Source organism: Streptomyces sp. NPDC048436 (genome assembly GCF_043200355.1).
GTDB lineage: Bacteria > Actinomycetota > Actinomycetes > Streptomycetales > Streptomycetaceae > Streptomyces.
On the sequence record NZ_JBICXP010000001.1, the window covers coordinates 940,612 to 957,741 of the forward strand.

At 71.2% G+C, this 17,130-nt stretch carries 14 protein-coding genes and 1 tRNA gene; 5 read left to right on the plus strand and 10 right to left on the minus strand.

The features are described from left to right. Window positions 1-85 precede the first annotated feature (85 nt). Window positions 86-352, plus strand: coding sequence for a 30S ribosomal protein S20 (rpsT, locus tag ACGFX9_RS04325; RefSeq protein WP_393464327.1), 267 nt, complete (start codon window positions 86-88; stop codon window positions 350-352). 266 nt (window positions 353-618) lie between these two features. On the opposite strand, the gene holA is transcribed toward rpsT, so the two are convergent. After that, window positions 619-1,602 carry a DNA polymerase III subunit delta gene (gene holA, locus ACGFX9_RS04330; RefSeq protein WP_393464330.1) on the minus strand — a complete coding sequence of 328 codons (984 nt, stop codon included), beginning with the start codon at window positions 1,600-1,602 and terminating at the stop codon, window positions 619-621. Between the two features lie 136 nt (window positions 1,603-1,738). On the opposite strand from holA, the gene ACGFX9_RS04335 reads away from it, so the two are divergent. Then, window positions 1,739-1,984, plus strand: a complete 246-nt coding sequence (locus ACGFX9_RS04335; RefSeq protein ID WP_393464333.1) for a hypothetical protein — start codon at window positions 1,739-1,741, stop codon at window positions 1,982-1,984. Window positions 1,985-2,024: 40 nt separating this feature from the next. On the opposite strand, the gene ACGFX9_RS04340 is transcribed toward ACGFX9_RS04335, so the two are convergent. From ACGFX9_RS04340 to leuS, 6 genes are all read right to left on the minus strand, one after another. Then, window positions 2,025-2,909, minus strand: coding sequence for a YceI family protein (locus ACGFX9_RS04340; RefSeq protein WP_393464336.1), 885 nt, complete (start codon window positions 2,907-2,909; stop codon window positions 2,025-2,027). A gap of 144 nt (window positions 2,910-3,053) precedes the next feature. Beyond that, window positions 3,054-5,543: a ComEC/Rec2 family competence protein gene (locus ACGFX9_RS04345; RefSeq protein ID WP_393464340.1), complete on the minus strand. Its 2,490-nt coding sequence runs from the start codon at window positions 5,541-5,543 to the stop codon at window positions 3,054-3,056. 206 nt (window positions 5,544-5,749) lie between these two features. Next, entirely contained in the window at window positions 5,750-6,964 is a 1,215-nt protein-coding gene (locus ACGFX9_RS04350) for a helix-hairpin-helix domain-containing protein (RefSeq protein ID WP_393464343.1), read from the minus strand. 121 nt (window positions 6,965-7,085) lie between these two features. Beyond that, window positions 7,086-7,931: a DegV family protein gene (locus tag ACGFX9_RS04355; protein ID WP_393464346.1), complete on the minus strand. Its 846-nt coding sequence runs from the start codon at window positions 7,929-7,931 to the stop codon at window positions 7,086-7,088. 99 nt (window positions 7,932-8,030) lie between these two features. After that, a complete protein-coding gene (locus ACGFX9_RS04360) occupies window positions 8,031-8,786 on the minus strand; it encodes a hypothetical protein (RefSeq protein ID WP_393464349.1) in 756 nt (251 codons plus the stop codon). Window positions 8,787-8,938: 152 nt separating this feature from the next. Then, window positions 8,939-11,848 (minus strand): leucine--tRNA ligase, encoded by a 2,910-nt coding sequence (gene leuS / locus ACGFX9_RS04365; protein ID WP_393464352.1) that lies wholly within the window; start codon window positions 11,846-11,848, stop codon window positions 8,939-8,941. A 536-nt stretch (window positions 11,849-12,384) separates the two neighbouring features. Here leuS and ACGFX9_RS04370 point away from each other — a divergent pair. After that, window positions 12,385-13,521, plus strand: coding sequence for a hypothetical protein (locus tag ACGFX9_RS04370; RefSeq protein WP_393464355.1), 1,137 nt, complete (start codon window positions 12,385-12,387; stop codon window positions 13,519-13,521). Then, window positions 13,518-15,113 carry an NADH-ubiquinone oxidoreductase-F iron-sulfur binding region domain-containing protein gene (locus ACGFX9_RS04375; protein WP_393464358.1) on the plus strand — a complete coding sequence of 532 codons (1,596 nt, stop codon included), beginning with the start codon at window positions 13,518-13,520 and terminating at the stop codon, window positions 15,111-15,113. Before ACGFX9_RS04370 ends, ACGFX9_RS04375 begins: the two co-directional genes overlap by 4 nt. A gap of 60 nt (window positions 15,114-15,173) precedes the next feature. On the opposite strand, the gene ACGFX9_RS04380 is transcribed toward ACGFX9_RS04375, so the two are convergent. Then, a tRNA-Ala gene (locus ACGFX9_RS04380) sits at window positions 15,174-15,246 on the minus strand. A gap of 111 nt (window positions 15,247-15,357) precedes the next feature. Here ACGFX9_RS04380 and ACGFX9_RS04385 point away from each other — a divergent pair. Beyond that, window positions 15,358-16,611: a glycosyltransferase 87 family protein gene (locus ACGFX9_RS04385; RefSeq protein ID WP_393464361.1), complete on the plus strand. Its 1,254-nt coding sequence runs from the start codon at window positions 15,358-15,360 to the stop codon at window positions 16,609-16,611. On the opposite strand, the gene ACGFX9_RS04390 is transcribed toward ACGFX9_RS04385, so the two are convergent. Then, window positions 16,580-16,813 carry a hypothetical protein gene (locus ACGFX9_RS04390; RefSeq protein WP_006137425.1) on the minus strand — a complete coding sequence of 78 codons (234 nt, stop codon included), beginning with the start codon at window positions 16,811-16,813 and terminating at the stop codon, window positions 16,580-16,582. The two genes, ACGFX9_RS04385 and ACGFX9_RS04390, sit on opposite strands and share 32 nt — an antisense overlap. A 3-nt stretch (window positions 16,814-16,816) precedes the next feature. Beyond that, on the minus strand, window positions 16,817-17,044 hold the full coding sequence (locus ACGFX9_RS04395; protein ID WP_393464363.1) for a hypothetical protein: 228 nt from the start codon (window positions 17,042-17,044) through the stop codon (window positions 16,817-16,819). Window positions 17,045-17,130 lie beyond the last annotated feature (86 nt).

The window sequence follows — 17,130 nt, forward strand, 5'->3', positions numbered from 1 at the left end:
CTTGCCCTCTCAGCACTGAGGCACAAGTCAAAAAGAAACTCATCTGCAGTACCTCTGCAGTACCTGAACCTGAAAAGGCTCTTTCGTGGCGAACATCAAGTCCCAGATCAAGCGGATCAAGACCAACGAGAAGGCGCGTCAGCGCAACAAGGCGGTCAAGTCTTCTCTGAAGACCGCGATCCGCCGTGCCCGTGAGGCCGTTGCCGCTGGTGACACCCAGAAGGCCGTCGAGGCGACGCGTGAGGCTTCGCGTCAGCTCGACAAGGCCGTCTCCAAGGGCGTCATCCACAAGAACCAGGCCGCCAACAAGAAGTCGGCGCTTGCTTCGAAGGTCGCGTCCCTCCAGGGCTGAACCCCTTGCCCCGGTTCGCCGGGGCGCTGATCAATCCTCCCGCGAGGGTAATTCGAGCCCTCTACCTCGAATCGCGGACAGACCACGCAGTACGCCACGCTGCGACGATGCCCCCGGCCCACTCCGGGGGCATTGCTGTGTCCGGGGGCGCCCCTTTGGGGGCGCGGGGAACTGCGCGGCCAGCCACGGACTACCTGCGGGTTCCGAACCGACTGAAGCCTCTCGGCGCCTAGGCTCCCCCGTCTCGGCGCCCCGGGGCGAAGCCCTCAGCGGCGCGCCCGCGCCGCGCGGGCAACGGCGACGACGGCCTTCTCCAAGGCGTACTCCGGATCGTCCCCTCCGCCCTTGACCCCCGCATCGGCCGCCGCGACAGCGGTAAGCGCGGCGGCCACTCCGTCCGGCGTCCAGCCCCTCATCTGCTGCCGCACCCGATCGATCTTCCAGGGCGGCATGCCCAGCTCACGGGCGAGGTCGGCGGGCCGCCCGCCCCGCGCGGAGGAGAGCTTGCCGATCGCCCGGACGGCCTGCGCAAGAGCGCTGGTGATCAGAACCGCGGCGACACCGGTCGACAGGGACCAGCGCAACGCTTCGAGCGCTTCGGCCGCCCTCCCCTCCACGGCACGGTCGGCCACGGTGAAGCTGGAGGCCTCGGCACGGCCCGTGTAGTAGCGGCCGACGACCGCCTCGTCGATCGTGCCCTCGACGTCCGCCACCAGCTGGGACACCGCTGAGGCGAGCTCCCGCAGATCGCTGCCGATCGAGTCCACCAGGGCCTGGCACGCCTCGGGCGTGGCCGAACGCCCCAGGGTGCGGAACTCGCTCCGTACGAACGAGAGCCGGTCCGCGGCCTTGGTCATCTTGGGGCAGGCGACCTCACGGGCTCCCGCCTTGCGGGCGGCGTCGAGCACGCCCTTCCCCTTGGCCCCGCCCGCGTGCAGCAGGACGAGGGTGATCTCCTCGGCCGGCGACCCGAGATACGCCTTGACGTCCTTGACCGTGTCGGCCGACAGATCCTGCGCGTTGCGTACGACCACGACCTTGCGCTCGGCGAAGAGCGAGGGACTGGTCAGCTCGGCGAGCGTGCCGGGCTGCAGCTGGTCGGATGTGAGGTCGCGCACGTCCGTGTCGGCGTCGGCGGCGCGGGCGGCGGCGATCACCTGCTGCACGGCGCGGTCGAGGAGGAGGTCCTCCTGGCCCACGGCGAGCGTGAGAGGAGCGAGCGGGTCGGCGGTATCTGTCTTCCTGGCCATCGCGGTCAAGCATCCCACGCGGCACTGACAGCCCGGCCCGTGCGCACGGTCCACCCGTGCGGTCCGGCCGGCGGGGGGCGTGGCGGGGGGGGTGGCCGGTTCTCGGGCGGCTCGCCCCGTGCCGGAGAATGGGCAGGTGACCGACGTACGACATGTCCTGGTGCTGCCCGACCGCGATGCCGCGGAGGAAGTGGCAGAAGAGCTCCCCGACCGTTTCGGCGTCCGCGAGCAGCCTCAGCTCGTCCGTGACGCCCTGGCCGGCGAGGACGACGCCGAGGACGCCCAGTGGCTGGTCGTGGTCGAGGACCCCGAGCGGCGCCTGGACCGCGCGGAGCTCGACGAACTGGCTGCGGAGCACGAGGGCTGGCTCGAAGCTCCCTGAGGGCCCGGTTCCAGTGCTCTCAGCTCTTAGCTCTTAACTCTTAACTCTTGGGCACGATCTGCATGTCGAGGTCGATCGTGATGCTGGGGCCGACCGCCGCTATGCCGCGGGCGAGCATCGTCTGCCAGGTGATCGTGAAGTCGTCGCGGTGCAGCTCGGTGGTGGCGCGGCAGGCGGCACGCGTCTCGCCCTCGATGCCGTGGCCGACTCCGAGGTACTCGGTGTCCAGCGTGACCGTGCGCGTCACACCATGCAGCGTCAGGCCTCCCGTGATCGCCCAGCGGCTGCCGCCCTTGTGCACGAAGCGGTCACTGTAGAACTCCATCGTCGGGAAGCGTTCCACGTCGAGGAAGTCACCGGACCGCAGGTGGTCGTCGCGCATCTTCACGGCGGTGTCGATGGAGGCCGCGTCGATGACGACATGCATCGCGGAGTCCTTCATGCGCTCGCCCATGCGTATGGCCCCCGCGAAACTGTTGAACCGCCCGTGGATACGGGCGAGCCCGATGTGCCGCGCGCTGAAGCCGATCGAGGAGTGCAGGGGGTCGATCTCCCAGTCACCGGCCTCCGGCAGCGCCGGGGGCTTGGCGATCTGGAGCATGACGTCACCGAGCGAGGCATGCGCGCTCTCCCCGACCGTGGCGTCCGCCCGGTACGGCGTGAACCCTTCCGCCGAGACCGCCAGGCGGTACTCACCGGCAGGGACCGTCGCGACGAACGAACCGAACGGGTCAAGGCCCCCACCGACGACCTTGCGCCCCATAGCATCGCTCACTGCGAACTCCGCGTGCCGCACGGGCACGTTGACGGGGTCGAGCACCCGGCAGCTGAGGACCCCCGCACTGGGCGGAACCCGCACGGCGGACAAGGGTCCCCCTGCCCGACCGGCTCGGTTCGTACGGTCTCCCAGCCAACGGCCGAACATATGCGACACACCACCGCGCAACTTGACAACTCCTTCCACGAAGATGCATTCGATCACCGTTGCGGCATTCGATGCAACACGGACCCGCAGCGCCGGAGTCCCGCAATAACCCTTCAAGCATCACGAGCAGCCCGAATCGGCCCTTCACATCCGGGTCATCGCCACCTCAAGCCCGTGAGCGCTCCCGTCCGCTGACCTGGCCGCCGATCCGCCGGTGGGCCCGGCCACCGCGATCGCGCCATTCGTGTCCGTCCTCAGCACCTCCGCTCCCCCGGCCCGCAAGGCCGCGACGGTGCGGGGCGACGGGTGTCCGTATGAGTTGTCCCTGCCGCAAGAGATGAGAGCGAGGCGTGGCGCGACTCTCCGCAGGAGCCCTGGGTCCTGGTAGGCCGAGCCGTGGTGGGCGACCTTGAGCACGTCCACGGGCGGCAGCGCGGCCACGGCCGGTGTGCGCGACAGGGCACGCTGGGCGGGCGGTTCGAGGTCACCGAGCAGCAGCAGGGTCATCCCCTTGGCACGGACCAGCAAGCTGACGCTGGCGTCGTTCGGCCCCTCGGGAGTCGCGGCCGGGCCCACGCCCTCGGCCATGGGCCAGAGCACCTGCCAGTCCAGGGCGCCCCCGCCCGCACGGCGCCGCTCCCCCGCGACGGCACGGGTCACCGGAACACGATGTGCGGCCGCCTGCTCCCGCACGAACCGCGCCTGTTCGGGCGGCTCTTGATATCCCGTCGTCTGGATCGCCGCGACCGTACGCCCGCGCAGCACCCCGGGGAGCCCCGCCACATGGTCCGCGTGGAAGTGGGTCAGCAGCACGAGCGGGACACGTGTGACGCCGAGCAGGCGCAGACAGCGGTCCACCAGCACCGGATCAGGCCCGGCGTCGACCACCACCGCGGCCCCGTCCCCCGCCGCGAGCACCGTGGCATCCCCTTGGCCCACGTCACACATCGCGAACCGCCAGCCCGGCGGCGGCCACCCCGCGATCACCCGGGTGAGCGGCGGCGGTTGCACGATCGCGAGGAGGAGCAGCAGGGCGCAGGCCGTGCTGAGCCAGGGGTGCCTGAGAAGCCTGCGGCCGACCAGGACCACACCGACCGTGGCGAGGGCGAGCAGCAGACCGCCACGCCAGCCACCGGGCCAATCGACACCGCTGCCGGGCAGAGCCGCGCCCGTGCGGGCGATGTCCGCGATCCACCCCGCCGGCCAACTCGCGCACCACGCGAGGACTTTCGCCACCGGTATCGCCAGCGGCGCCGTCGCAAGCGTGGCGAAGCCGAGGACCGTGGCGGGCGCGACGGCCACCTCCGCCAGGAGGTTGCAGGGCACCGCCACCAGACTCACCCGTGCCGCGATCACGGCGACGACGGGTGCGCACACCGCCTGGGCGGCAGCCGCGGCGGCCAGGGCCTCCGCCAGGCGCGGGGGAACCCGGCGTCTGCGCAAGGAGGCGCTCCACCTCGGGGCGAGGGTCAGCAGCGCCCCGGTGGCGAGGACGGAGAGCAGAAATCCGGGGCTACGGGCCAGCCACGGGTCGTACAGGACGAGCAGCAGTACGGCCGCGGTCAGAGCCGGGATCAGCGACCGGCGCCGTCCGGTACCGATGGCCAGCAGCGCGATCAGCCCGCAGGCCGCCGCACGCAGCACACTCGGGTCCGGCCTGCAGACGATGACGAAGCCGAGGGTGAGCGCACCCCCCAGCACCGCGGTCGCCCGCAGCGGAATCCCCAACCGTGGCGCGATACCCCGCCGTTCGACACGCTGGGCGAGACCGGGCGGGCCGATGAGCAGGGCAAGGACAATCGTGAGGTTGGCTCCGCTCACCGCCAGGAGATGCGTCAGGTCGGTCGCCTTGAAGGCCTCCTCCAACTCGGGCGGCACGCGGGAGGTGTCCCCGACCACAAGCCCGGGCAACAGCGCCCGGGCGTCAGGCGTCAACTGGTCGGTGGCCTCCCGCAGCCCGCCCCGCAGCCGGCCGGCGAGGCGTTGCGGCCCTGACGGCCCCGCGACCACGTACGGCGTCTGCCCTCCGGCGACCCGCAACACCGCCGCGATCCTGTCTCCCTGCGGCAAGGGAGGCGCGAGGCTCGCGCGGACCCGCAGCCTGGTGGAGGGCAGCAGCTTGAGCCAGCGCGCCTTGCCCCACCGAGGAGTGGAACTCTTGCCTTTACCCCCGCCCTCCTCCCCCGCGAAAACCAGGGCCGGGGTACGGGTCACGGAGGTCTCGCCGTCCGCCGACGTGACCCGGACGATCTCCGCGTCCAGCATGACGGAGGGCGGCATGGCACGGGCTCCCGTCACGCGGGGCCGAGTGAGCCGGGGGTCGGACGTGACCTCCAACTCGACCTCCGCTTCCGCGTATTCACGGGCCAGGGCGGGGACAGGGCCGCGGTGCAGATCGGCGCCGTGCAACGCCGCGGACGTCGCGCCCGCTGCGGCACAGAGCAGGGCGGCCGCTGCCGAGACCCGCCGCCACGGCTGGGGCCGGCCTTCGCTCGCGGCCCGCGCTCGTACCGTCCACGTCACCAACAGGGCGCCGGCCACCACCACACAGACCACCACGGCTGCGATCACCCATCGGGCCGGGGCGTCCAGCGCCAGGGCCGCAGTCCCCCAGGCCGCGAGCGCGGGAGGCACGAGGCGAAGGTCCGCGGGGCCCTCCTGACAGGGGTGAGCGTCCCCGAGCTGCCGCCCGGGCGGCGGGTGAACGGCGGGGCGGGCGTGGGGCGTTGCGGTTGCCTGGGTGGTCGCGGCCGTTGTCGCCCTCGTAGCCCTCGCGGCCGTCGTGGCCCTCGCCGCTGTCGTAGCCGTCTGGCGCACTGTGACCGGCTGCCGTGGTGACCTCATGGCCGCACGAGATTCTGCAGGTCGGCGAAGCGTCTGTCGCCGATGCCGTTGACCTCGCGCAGTTCGTCCACCGAGCGGAAACCGCCGTGCTCTGTGCGGTAGTCGATGATGTGCTGGGCCAGTACGGGGCCTACGCCTGGCAGTTCGTCGAGTTGCTCGGCCGTGGCCGTGTTGAGGCCGACCGGCGCGGCGGGGCTCGCTCCCGTCGCCCCGGCCGCCGCCGCACCCGGCGCCGCCGGTCCGGGAGCCGCCGGCGCCCCCACCGCCACCTGTTCGCCGTCCACGAGCAGGCGGGCACGGTTGAGTCCGTCCGTGTCCGCGCCGGGGCGAACCCCGCCCGCGGCCTTCAGTGCGTCGGCGACCCGGGACCCCGCGGGCAGTCGCAGAATCCCGGGGCTGCGGACCTTTCCGCTGACGTCCACCACGACCCCGGCGCCGACCGTGCCGGGCGCCGAGGGGCCATGGCCCCCCGCAGGAGGCGAGGCCCCCGGTGACGGAGACGGCTCCACACCCCGCTCGGGCGCTGCTTCCACCACGTCCGGCGCCCGGACCGGCTGGGTCCGCCCAGCCCAGAAGTGCTGGGCGGCAAACACCGCGGCGAGAACGAGGACCACTACGAGCGCGACCAGGCTCCGCCGCTCAAGACCGCAGCGCATCTGCAACCACAACGGCAACCGCTCCCGCAGAGCAAGCCCCACCCTCCCCCGCAACGGCGGCCCCACTTCACCCCCATCCGCAGTCGCCTCCGGCTGCGCTGGAGGCGCCATCCGAGGCGAGTCCACGGGATGGGCCAGCGTCTGGGGGTGCGTCTGCGTATGTACCTGGGGCCGGGGGTGCGATCGACCCCGAGGCCGAAACACCGGCGGAGGCTGCGGCTGCGGCTGCGGCTGCGGCTGCGGAACACTCGGCAGCTGCGGCGCCGACACACCCCGCAGCTGCTCCCCAGCCCCAGAACGCCGCCCCGCCACCCCCGCCCCGGCCTCACCCCCGGCCTCAAGGAACAACGACTCCGCACGCAGCCTCAGCGCCCGCGCCTCCGCCCGCGCCTCCGACGAAGCATGTCTGCGTCGCGCCGCCCGCCTACGTGCGTGGCCGTATCGCGCACGCCCGTCAGAGGCGCGACCGTCAGAAGAAGTGCGACCGTCAGAACCCGGGCCGCGCCCGGGCCCGCTCGTCGCGGCAGGTGTCCGTGAAAGTGATCGAAGTGCCATGTCGACGACGCTAGACACTTCGGCGGAACTAAGTTGATCTTGGTCAATTCCCGTGGATTACCCAGCAGTTGTGGATAACTCCGTCACCCACAAGCGTGAACTACCAGCCACGCCCCCGCCCTCACCAAGGCGAAACAACAACCCCCAACAACCCCGGCCCCGTATGCGCCCCGATCACCGCACCCACCTCGCTCACGTGCAGCTCGGCCAGGCCAGGCACCCGGTCCCTGAGCCGGTCCGCGAGGGCCGATGCACGTTCCGGCGCCGCCAGGTGATGCACCGCGATGTCGACACGGCTCGTCCCGGCCCGCTCGGCCGCGATCTCCTCGAGCCGGGCGATCGCCTTGGACGCCGTACGCACCTTCTCCAGCATCTCGATGCGCCCGCCGTCCAGCTGAAGCAGCGGTTTCACGGCCAGCGCGGAGCCCAACAGCGCCTGCGCGGCGCCGATCCGGCCGCCTCGGCGCAGATAGTCCAGGGTGTCGACGTAGAAGTACGCGGACGTGTTCGCGGCCCGCTTCTCCGCCGCGGTCACCGCCTCGTCCACCGTGCCGCCGGACTCGGCCGCCTCCGCCGCGGCGAGCGCGCAGAAGCCCAGGGCCATCGCGACCATGCCGGTGTCCACCACCCGCACCGGCACCGGCGCGTCCTTCGCCGCCAGGACAGCCGCGTCGTACGTGCCCGAGAACTCGGCGGACAGATGCAGCGAGACGATGGCCTTCGCGCCGGACTCCGCGACCTTGCGATAGGTCTCCGCGAAGACTTCCGGACTCGGCCGCGAGGTGGTCACAGGACGCCGCTTCTGCAGCGCCAGAGCGAGGGAACGGGCGGAGATCTCCGTGCCCTCTTCGAGTGCCTGGTCACCGAGGACCACGGTCAGGGGTACCGACGTGATGCTGTGCCGCTCCATCGTCCGCTGCGGCAGGTAGGCCGTGGAATCCGTGACGATCGCGACATGACGGGACATGCGGTGGAGATTACCTGCCTGGACCCGAGGGCGGCAGCCCGACCCCTTGGAGGTCAGTCTGCCAGCAGCACTCCGGAAGGTGCCAGATCGCGCTCGCGATCACGTGGTGCTCTCGGGCCTGGCCTGCTTCTCCCAGGAGTAGGTGGGCCGCGCCTTCGACGGTGTGATGGCGGGCCGCGCCGCTTCCCCGGCCGAAGCGGACCCGGAGGCGGGCTCGGACGGTTCCGTCCACGTCTGCTCCGCCCCTCTGCCCGCATCCGCCGCCGGCTCGGGCTCCGGCCATGAGGCGGGGGTCTGCATGGGCGACGGCTCCGTGGTCCAGTGCCGCAGGGCGCCCGCCTCCAGGTCGATCTGGGAGCGCAGCGAGTCCAGGTCGTCGTCAGCGAACCGGCGGGCCCGGTCCCGCGCACTCCACCGCAGTGAGTCAGCCGCCTTGATGACCTGCTCGGTGCGTTCCCGCAGCGCGGGGAGCCGCCCGGCCAGGGCCGCCTTGTCCGGGTCACGTTCAAGGCGCCGCAGCTCGTCGTCCAGCTCGTGCCCATGCGCGCTGAGCCGCTCGAAGAGCCCCAGGGACTCCTTCAGCGAGGCGTCCTCGACGACACCCGCCTGCAGCGTCTCCTGCGTGGCCCTCATCGACGTACGCAACGAGAGTCGCAGCTGGGCCAGTTCGCCCGCGGTGCCGATCTGTCCGAAGCTCTTGGCCCGGAGCGTCGTGTCCTCCACCGTCCGGCGCGCCTGCGAGATCGTGCGGTCCACGCCGCGCTTGGCCGCGCCGACCACCTTCACCGTGGCATAGGCACCAAGGCCCAGAAAAAGCACGACAAGCAGCGCCACGATCGCGATCACGGCTTCCATGACGCTCCTCTCAGGTCCTGCGGCGAGTTCCGCTCCGGCCCTTCCACGGTAAACGCAAAGGGCAGGCGGAGGGTTCCAGCGGAACCCCCAACCTGCCCGTAGGGGACTACCCTCATGCCCCCTCGCGCGCGCCGCGCTACTCGCGCCCGGCGTTACGCCGGAACGATGTTCACCAGCTTCGGCGCCCGCACGATGATCTTGCGGACCCCGGCGCCGTCCAGCGCCGCCACAACCCTCTCGTCACCCAGGGCCACCTTCTCCAGCTCCTCGTCCGAGATCGACGGGGAGACCTCCAGGCGCGCCCTGACCTTGCCCTTGATCTGCACGACGCAGGTCACGGACTCGTCCACGACGTACGCCGGGTCGGCGACGGGGAAGTCCTGGTGGACCACCGTGTCGGTGTGGCCCAGCTTGCGCCACAGCTCCTCGCCGAAGTGCGGGGCCAGCGGCGCGATCAGCAGCACCAGACGCTCGGCGACGGAGCGCGGCAGCGCGCCGCCCTCCTTGGTCAGGTAGTTGTTCAGCTCGGTGATCTTGGCGATGGCGGTGTTGAACCGCATGCCGTCCAGGTCCTGGCGCACGCCGTCGATCGCCTTGTGCAGGGCGCGCAGGGTGCCATCGGCGATGTCGGACTCGGCGATGTCCACCGCCGTGACCTCGCCCGTCGTCTCGTCGACGATCAGACGCCACATGCGCTGCAGCAGGCGGTACTGGCCGACGACCGCGCGCGTGTCCCACGGGCGCGAGACGTCCAGCGGGCCCATCGCCATCTCGTACAGGCGCAGGGTGTCCGCGCCGTACTCCTCGCAGATCTCGTCCGGAGTGACCGCGTTCTTCAGGGACTTGCCCATCTTGCCCAGCTCGCGCTTGACGGGCTCGCCCTCGAAGAAGTAACCGCCGTCGCGCTCCTCGACCTCGGTGGCCGGGACGGGGAAGCCACGGCTGTCGCGGTACACGTAGGCCTGGATCATGCCCTGGTTGAACAGCTTGTGGAACGGCTCGGCGGACGAGATGTGGCCCAGGTCGAACAGCACCTTCGACCAGAAGCGGGCGTACAGCAGATGCAGCACCGCGTGCTCGGCACCGCCCACATACAGGTCGACACCGCCCGTCGGCTTCCCCTCGCGCGGGCCCATCCAGTACTGCTCGACGGCCGGGTCGACCAGCTTCTGGTCGTTGTGCGGGTCCAGGTAGCGCAGCTCGTACCAGCATGAACCCGCCCAGTTGGGCATGGTGTTGGTCTCGCGGCGGTAGCGCTTCACCCCGTCGCCCAGGTCCAGCTCTACGTCGACCCAGTCCTCGTTGCGGGACAGCGGCGTCTCCGGAGAGGTGTCCGCGTCGTCCGGGTCGAAGGTGCGCGGGGAGTAGTCGTCGACCTCCGGCAGCTCCAGGGGCAGCATCGACTCGGGCAGCGAGTGGGCGACGCCGTCCTCGTCGTAGACGATCGGGAACGGCTCGCCCCAGTAGCGCTGGCGGCTGAACAGCCAGTCGCGCAGGCGGAAGTTGACGGTGCCCTCGCCGATACCGCGGGTGGCCAGCCAGCCGGTGATCCGCGCCTTGGCGCCGGCGACGTCCAGGCCGTCCAGCGAGATCTCCTGGTTGGCGGAGTTGACCAGCTTCGCCTCGTACGAGGAGAAGGCGTCGTCCCACGTCGAGGTGTCGGTGCCGCGGCCGTCCGACGGCTCGACCACGCAGCGCATCGGCAGGTGGAAGGCGCGCGCGAAGGCGAAGTCGCGGGTGTCGTGCGCCGGGACGGCCATGATCGCGCCGGTGCCGTAACCCATCAGTACGTAGTCGGCGATGAAGACCGGGACCTGCTCGCCGCTGACCGGGTTGGTGGCGTAGACGCCGGTGAAGACACCGGTCTTCTCCTTGGCGTCGGCCTGGCGCTCCACGTCGGACTTGGACGCGGCGAACGCGCGGTACTTGGCGACGGCCTCGGCGGGGGTGGCGTGCCCGCCGGTCCACGTCTCGTGGGTGCCCTCGGGCCAGGCGTCGGGGACGACCTGGTCGACCAGCTCGTGCTCGGGTGCCAGGACCATGTAGGTGGCGCCGAACAGGGTGTCCTGGCGGGTGGTGAAGACGGTGATCGCGTCGCCTTCGGAGCCGACCGGGAAGGCGACGCGCGCGCCTTCGGAGCGGCCGATCCAGTTCCGCTGCTGCAGCTTGATGGCCTCGGGCCAGTCCAGCGCGTCCAGGTCGTCCAGCAGGCGGTCCGCGTAGGCGGTGATGCGCATGTTCCACTGGCGCAGCTTGGACTTGAAGACCGGGAAGTTGCCGCGCTCGGAGCGGCCGTCGGCGGTGACCTCCTCGTTGGCCAGGACGGTGCCCAGGCCCGGGCACCAGTTGACGGGCGCGTCGGAGGCGTACGCCAGGCGGTACTGGCTCAGCACCTCCGCGCGCTCGGCGGCGTCCAGTTCGCTCCACGCGCGCGTGGAGCCCGGTACCGCGCGCTCACCGCTGTCGAACTGCGCGACCAGGTCGGCGATCGGGCGGGCCTTCCGGGCGTCGGCGTCGTACCAGGAGTTGAAGATCTGTACGAAGATCCACTGGGTCCACTTGTAGTAGTCCGGGTCGATCGTCGCGAAGGAGCGGCGCTTGTCGTGGCCCAGGCCCAGACCGCGCAGCTGCGTCTTCATGTTCTCGATGTTGGCCTCGGTGGAGACCCGGGGGTGCGTGCCGGTCTGTACGGCGTACTGCTCGGCGGGCAGGCCGAAGGCGTCGAAGCCCAGGGTGTGCAGGACGTTGTGGCCCGTCATGCGCTGGAAGCGCGCGTAGACGTCCGTGGCGATGTATCCCAGCGGGTGGCCGACGTGCAGGCCCGCTCCGGAGGGGTAGGGGAACATGTCCATGATGAACTGCTTGGGCCTGTCGACCAGCGCGGCCTGCGCGGCCGACCCCTCGGCGGACGCGGCCAGGTCGCCGCTCGGGTTGGGCGCCTCGTACGTGCCCTCGGCGTCCCAGAAGTCCTGCCAGCGTGCCTCGATCTCGGCGGCCACAGCGGCCGTGTAGCGGTGCGGAGCCGCCACCTCGGTGGGGGCGGCAGAATTCGTCTCGCTCATGATCCTCAAAGCTCCATCGATCGTCTCTGCCTGCGGAAATGACCGTCCCGGCCAAATGAAAAAGCCCCTCACACAGGAGGGGACGCCGCGCCGATGCCGACCGCGATTTTCCGGCGGTCGGGACTGATCAGCGCGGCCCGCTAAGCAGAAGGCGTACGGCACGCATGGCGTCAGGGTACCGCAGCGCTCACGCGGCCCGCGACGAGGTTCCGCCGTACCGCTCCGAGGCGGCCACGCGCCACCTGAGGCCCACCGGAAGCCCGGGGAGCCCACCTTTGGCCAAGGGTTACTCCGCGTACCGACCACTATCGGGGCAACACCAAGATCGTGTCGCGCTTTTATAACAACGCAATAACTCAAACCTCGTACTCACTGGTATGCGGACACTTAGCATGCGGCGATCGAGCCATTTCGGAGCCGCCCCCATGAACCCTCTGAATCCTCATCGCGAAAGCCGCGCAAGCCGCAGGAGCCGAAGGAACCCCAGCAGCCGTTCGTACCCCGCGTTCCCCGAGCCGAGCAGAACCACCCGCGGCGTGCTGACCACGGCCGCCCTGCTCCTGATACCCCTGCTCGTCATAGTCGGGAGCGACGCCTTCCGCGCCGCTCTCGACTTCACCACCGGCGTCCTGTCCCTGGTCGCCCTCACCTCCGCCGTCGTCTGGGGCCTGGTCGCCACGGACCGGCTGTTCCTGCACTCCCGTCAGCGACTGCTCGCCCAGGCCGTGCACCGGGCCACAGCGGTCGCCTCCATCGGGTTCCTCCTGCTGCACGTCACCGTCAAACTCGCGCTCGACCACGTGTCCCCCCTCGGCGCCCTCATCCCCTTCGGGCTCGGCTTCTCCGGCAGTGACGGACTCATCGGCCTCGGCTCGCTCGCCGGCCTCCTCATGGTGGTCACCGGCGTCACCGGAGCCCTGCGCAGCGCCTTCGCCTCACCTGCCCAGGTCGCCTCGCGCTGGCGGGCGCTGCACATGCTGGCCTACCCCGCCTGGTGTTCGGCGCTGATCCACGGCCTGTACGCGGGACGCGCGCCGAAGCCGTGGGTGATCGTCCTGTACAGCCTCTGCCTGGTCGCCGTCGCGGGGGCGGTCGCGCTGCGCGCCGCCCCGCTGCCGGTCAAGCGGAAGGTGGCCGCCCGGATCCTGGCCCTCCTCGAACCGGAGCGCAGGACGGGCGCCAGGGCAGCCAACCGCCGGGACACCACGGAGTCCCCGCTCCCCGGAGCGGCGGCCCCTCCCGGCCGCGCCCCCGAACCCGAGTCCGACCCCGACCCGGTGGTCGGCATCGCGGCGGCCTACCGCGTCCTCGCCTCCACCAACCAGCCCACGGAGGTCATCCCCCGCACCGACCCGCCGCCCCGCTGGCCGGCCCCGTCACCGCCTCTCCCGGCCGAGGCGCCCCGGATCCCGTACGACAACACCTCGCACTACAACACCTCGTACGACACCCACGAGACGGCGTACGACCCTCCAGAGGCGTCCTACCGCTCCCACGACACGTCCTACGACCCGACGTACGACGTACCCCGCCCCTCCTCATACGAAGCCTCGTACGAAGCCCCTTACGAAGCCCCCTGCTCCAGCGGCCCCGCCACCGAGCCGCTGCCCCACACCTTCCAGGCGCCGAGCTCGGGCGAGCCCTGGAACGCCGCCACCGGAGGCCCCAAGTGAACGCGTCGCTGCCCGACGTCCCCGAAGTCCGCGTCGTCGGGCTTCCGCTCCTGACCTCGGGCTTCGACCTGGTCGAGCGCCTCGATCTGGCGATGCACCTCAAGGTGCACGGCCCGCTCGAACCCATGGCCGGCGAATCCCTCGCCGGCCTGTCCGAGGCGATCTCACTGCGCGGCAGGGGCGGCGCGGGCTTCCCCTTCGCCAAGAAGCTGCGCGCGGTCGCCGACGCGGCGATACGACGCGGGGTGCGCCCCGTCGTCGTCGTCAACGGCAGCGAGGACGAACCCGCCTGCCGCAAGGACACCGTTCTGATCAACCGTGCGCCGCACCTCATCCTCGACGGCGCTCTCCTTGCCGCCGAGGCGCTCGGCGCGCGCACGCTCGTCGTGGGCGTGACCCGCGACTCCACCGAGTCCTCGATGCTCTCGGCGCTCGCCGAGCGCGGCCTGACCAACCGGCGCGGATCGACCATCCGCGCGCGCGTGCAGCGCAATCCGGTGCGCATGGTGACGGGTGAGTCCTCGGCCCTGGTCCGCTCGGCGGACGGCGGCGCGCCGGTGCCTCCGGGCCGCAAGGTGCGCACCTCCGACTCCGGGGTGGGCGGCGCGCCCACGCTGCTGTCGAACGCGGAGACCTTCGCCCAGCTCGCGGTAGCCGCCCGGATCGGCGCGGACCGCTACTGCCGCACCGGTCTGCGGGAGGAGCCGGGCACGGTGCTGCTCACCGTCTCAGGAGCCGTCGCCCGCCCCATGGTGGTCGAGGTCCCCACGGGAGTGCCCCTGCGGTACGTCCTGCAGCTGGCCGGCGCCCCGCCGCTCCCCCAGGGCGTCCTGACCGGCGGCTACCACGGCAAGTGGCTCGACGCGATCACGGCTCATGACGCGGTCGTCTCCCGCGCCTCCCTGGAGGCCTGCGGGGGCGCGCTCGGCGCGGGCGCCATCCTGCCCATCGGCCCCGGCACCTGCCCCCTGGGGGAGGCGCTGCACGTGGCGAACTGGCTGGCCGGCGAGAGCGCAGGACAGTGCGGCCCCTGCTATCTGGGCCTTCCCGCGGCGGCCCGCGGCCTCGCGGACGTCCTGGACGGCGGCGGTCCCACCGCCCTGGAGGCGCTGCGCGAGGTGACACGGGCCGTGAAGCGGCGCGGCGCCTGCAAGCACCCGGACGGCACGGCGGCGTTCATCGACTCCACCATCTCGGCGTTCACGGACGACCTGGCCGCGCATGTCCTTGGCGGCGGCTGCGGCCGTCCCGTGGAGGGTGTTCTGCCGCTCCAGGCGGAGGTTCCCCGGGCGGAGGCGCCCAGCGGCCGCAGGCTCGCCGTCGACTGGACGCTCTGCCAGGGCCACGGACTGTGCGCGGACATCGTCCCCGAGCTGATCCAGCTGGGCCCGGACGGCTTCCCCGGCGTAGCGGAAGCATCCGTACCGCGCTACTCCGAAGCGCGTGCCACCCGTGCGGTGCGCCGCTGCCCGGCGCTCGCGCTGCGCATCGAGGAGGACCCTGCAGTGCCCGCGCAGCGCACGACACTGCCGCTGGCACTCCCGCCGGGCCGGGGGCGGGGCCGCAGGGCGCTCGGCAGCGGACGGCAGTGACCCACAAGTAGACATACGAGAGCGGGCCACCCGATCCGGGTGGCCCGCTCTCATCTTCTGTGGAGCTAAGGAGAATTGAACTCCTGACCTCCTGCATGCCATGCAGGCGCTCTACCAACTGAGCTATAGCCCCTTGCCTGTCCGCCCGGTTCCCCCGGCGACCTCGTAAACATTACACGGTCCTCCCCGTGCTCCACCAAATCGTTTCCGGTCTGTACGGATACGGCCGGTACTGTCAGCCTTCGTGACCGTGATCGCGCTCGCCAGCGCCCGCCGCCGCGTGCCCCTCGCCGCCGGGGTCTGCCTGCTGTCCTTCACGGCCTTCTGGCTGGCGCAGCGCGCCGCGGACGTCTCGATGATCGACTTGATGGTCTACCGCGCCGAGGGCGAGACCGTGCGCGTGGGCGGTGACCTCTACGCGCTGCGCACCACCGAGGCGCATCTGCCCACCACCTACCCGCCGTTCGCCGCCCTGCTGTTCACACCGCTGACGCTCCTTGAAACGGCCGACATACGCGCACTGGCGACGCTGGGGAACCTGCTCCTCCTGGTGGTTTTCGTCCGCCTCGCCCTGGGGCTGATCGGGAACGACGAAGCCACCGGCACGGGGCACGCGCGCGTGGAGAGCGCCCTGTGGGTGTCCTCGCTCGCTGTCTGGGCGGAGCCGGTGTGGACGACCCTGCGGTACGGCCAGATCAATCTGCTGCTCGCCGTCCTGGTCCTGTGGGACCTCTCCCGGCCTCCGGGTCACCGCTGGGCGGGGGTGGGCGTCGGCATCGCCGCGGCGATCAAGCTCACACCCGCGCTCTTCGTGGCGTTCCTGCTGCTCACCGGTGGCGCCGAGGCCGTGCGGCGCGGGTGCTGGCAGGAACCTGTGCGCCGCGCGTGTGTGGCGGCCGTCTCGTTCGCCGGTGCGACGCTGTCGGCGGCGGTCGTCCTGCCGTACGACTCCCTGCGCTTCTGGACCCGGATGGTCTTCGAGGCGGGCCGGGTCGGGCTGACGGAGGACACCGCGAACCAGTCGCTGCGCGGGGTCCTCGCACGGCTCCTGCACACCGCGGAGCCCGGCGCCTGGTGGGCGGTGGCCGCGGTGGCGGCCGGCGTGCTCGGCCTCGCGGTCGCGGTGGCCGCGGAGCTACGGGGTGAGCGCCTGCGGGCCGCTGTCTCCTGCGCCGCGACCGCGCTCCTCATCAGCCCGGTGTCCTGGTCCCACCACTGGGTGTGGTGCGTGCCGATGGCGCTGCTGGTGTGGGCGGATGCGGTACGCCGAGGAGGCAGGGCCCGGTGGGCCGCCACCGGAGCCGTGGCCCTCGTCTTCTGTTCGTACGCCCTGTGGTGGGTTCCGCACGGAGTGGGGCGGCTTGAACTCGGCCAGAATTATGGCCAGATGACGCTGTCCGCCCTCTACGTAGGGACCGCTTTCGCGTTCCTGCTGCAAGGAGTCGGGCAGCGTCCCCGCCCGGGGGTCAGGCCGTGGCGAAGGAGTAGAAGCGCTTGAGCGTGCAGTGTTCGTCGAGCAGCCGGCCATAGATCGGCTCCCCTTCGAGTTCGCGGTACGTCTCGATGGGGTCGCCCTTTATGATCAGCGCCCGCGCGCACTCCTCGCACCAGTACTGGTAGTCCTGGTTGACCGGTTCCATGTCGCGGACGATCGGCGTACCACTGCCGCACCAGTCGCACTTCCGCCTGTGTGCACCCATCAATCAGCTCCAGCTGTGGCCGCAGGCCGTGCACACGTACGAGACACCGCCGTTGTCACCGAGCACTTGGGCGACATGGGACGAACCGCAGGACGGACAGATGAGGCAGGACGGGCAGGTGCGACATGACGGACAGCTGGGGAGGGTGATCGCCGCGAAGGGAGTGGCAGCGCGGCACGGCGCGTCCACTTCGATGAGGCCATCGGCCTCTTCGAGGATGCTCGCAGGCATCGCTCTCCCTCCCGTCGGGTCACATTGGGTGGTCTGGTGCGGTCCCCTTCCGGCTGTCCGATTCTGCCACGGCCTGAGCGACCCGG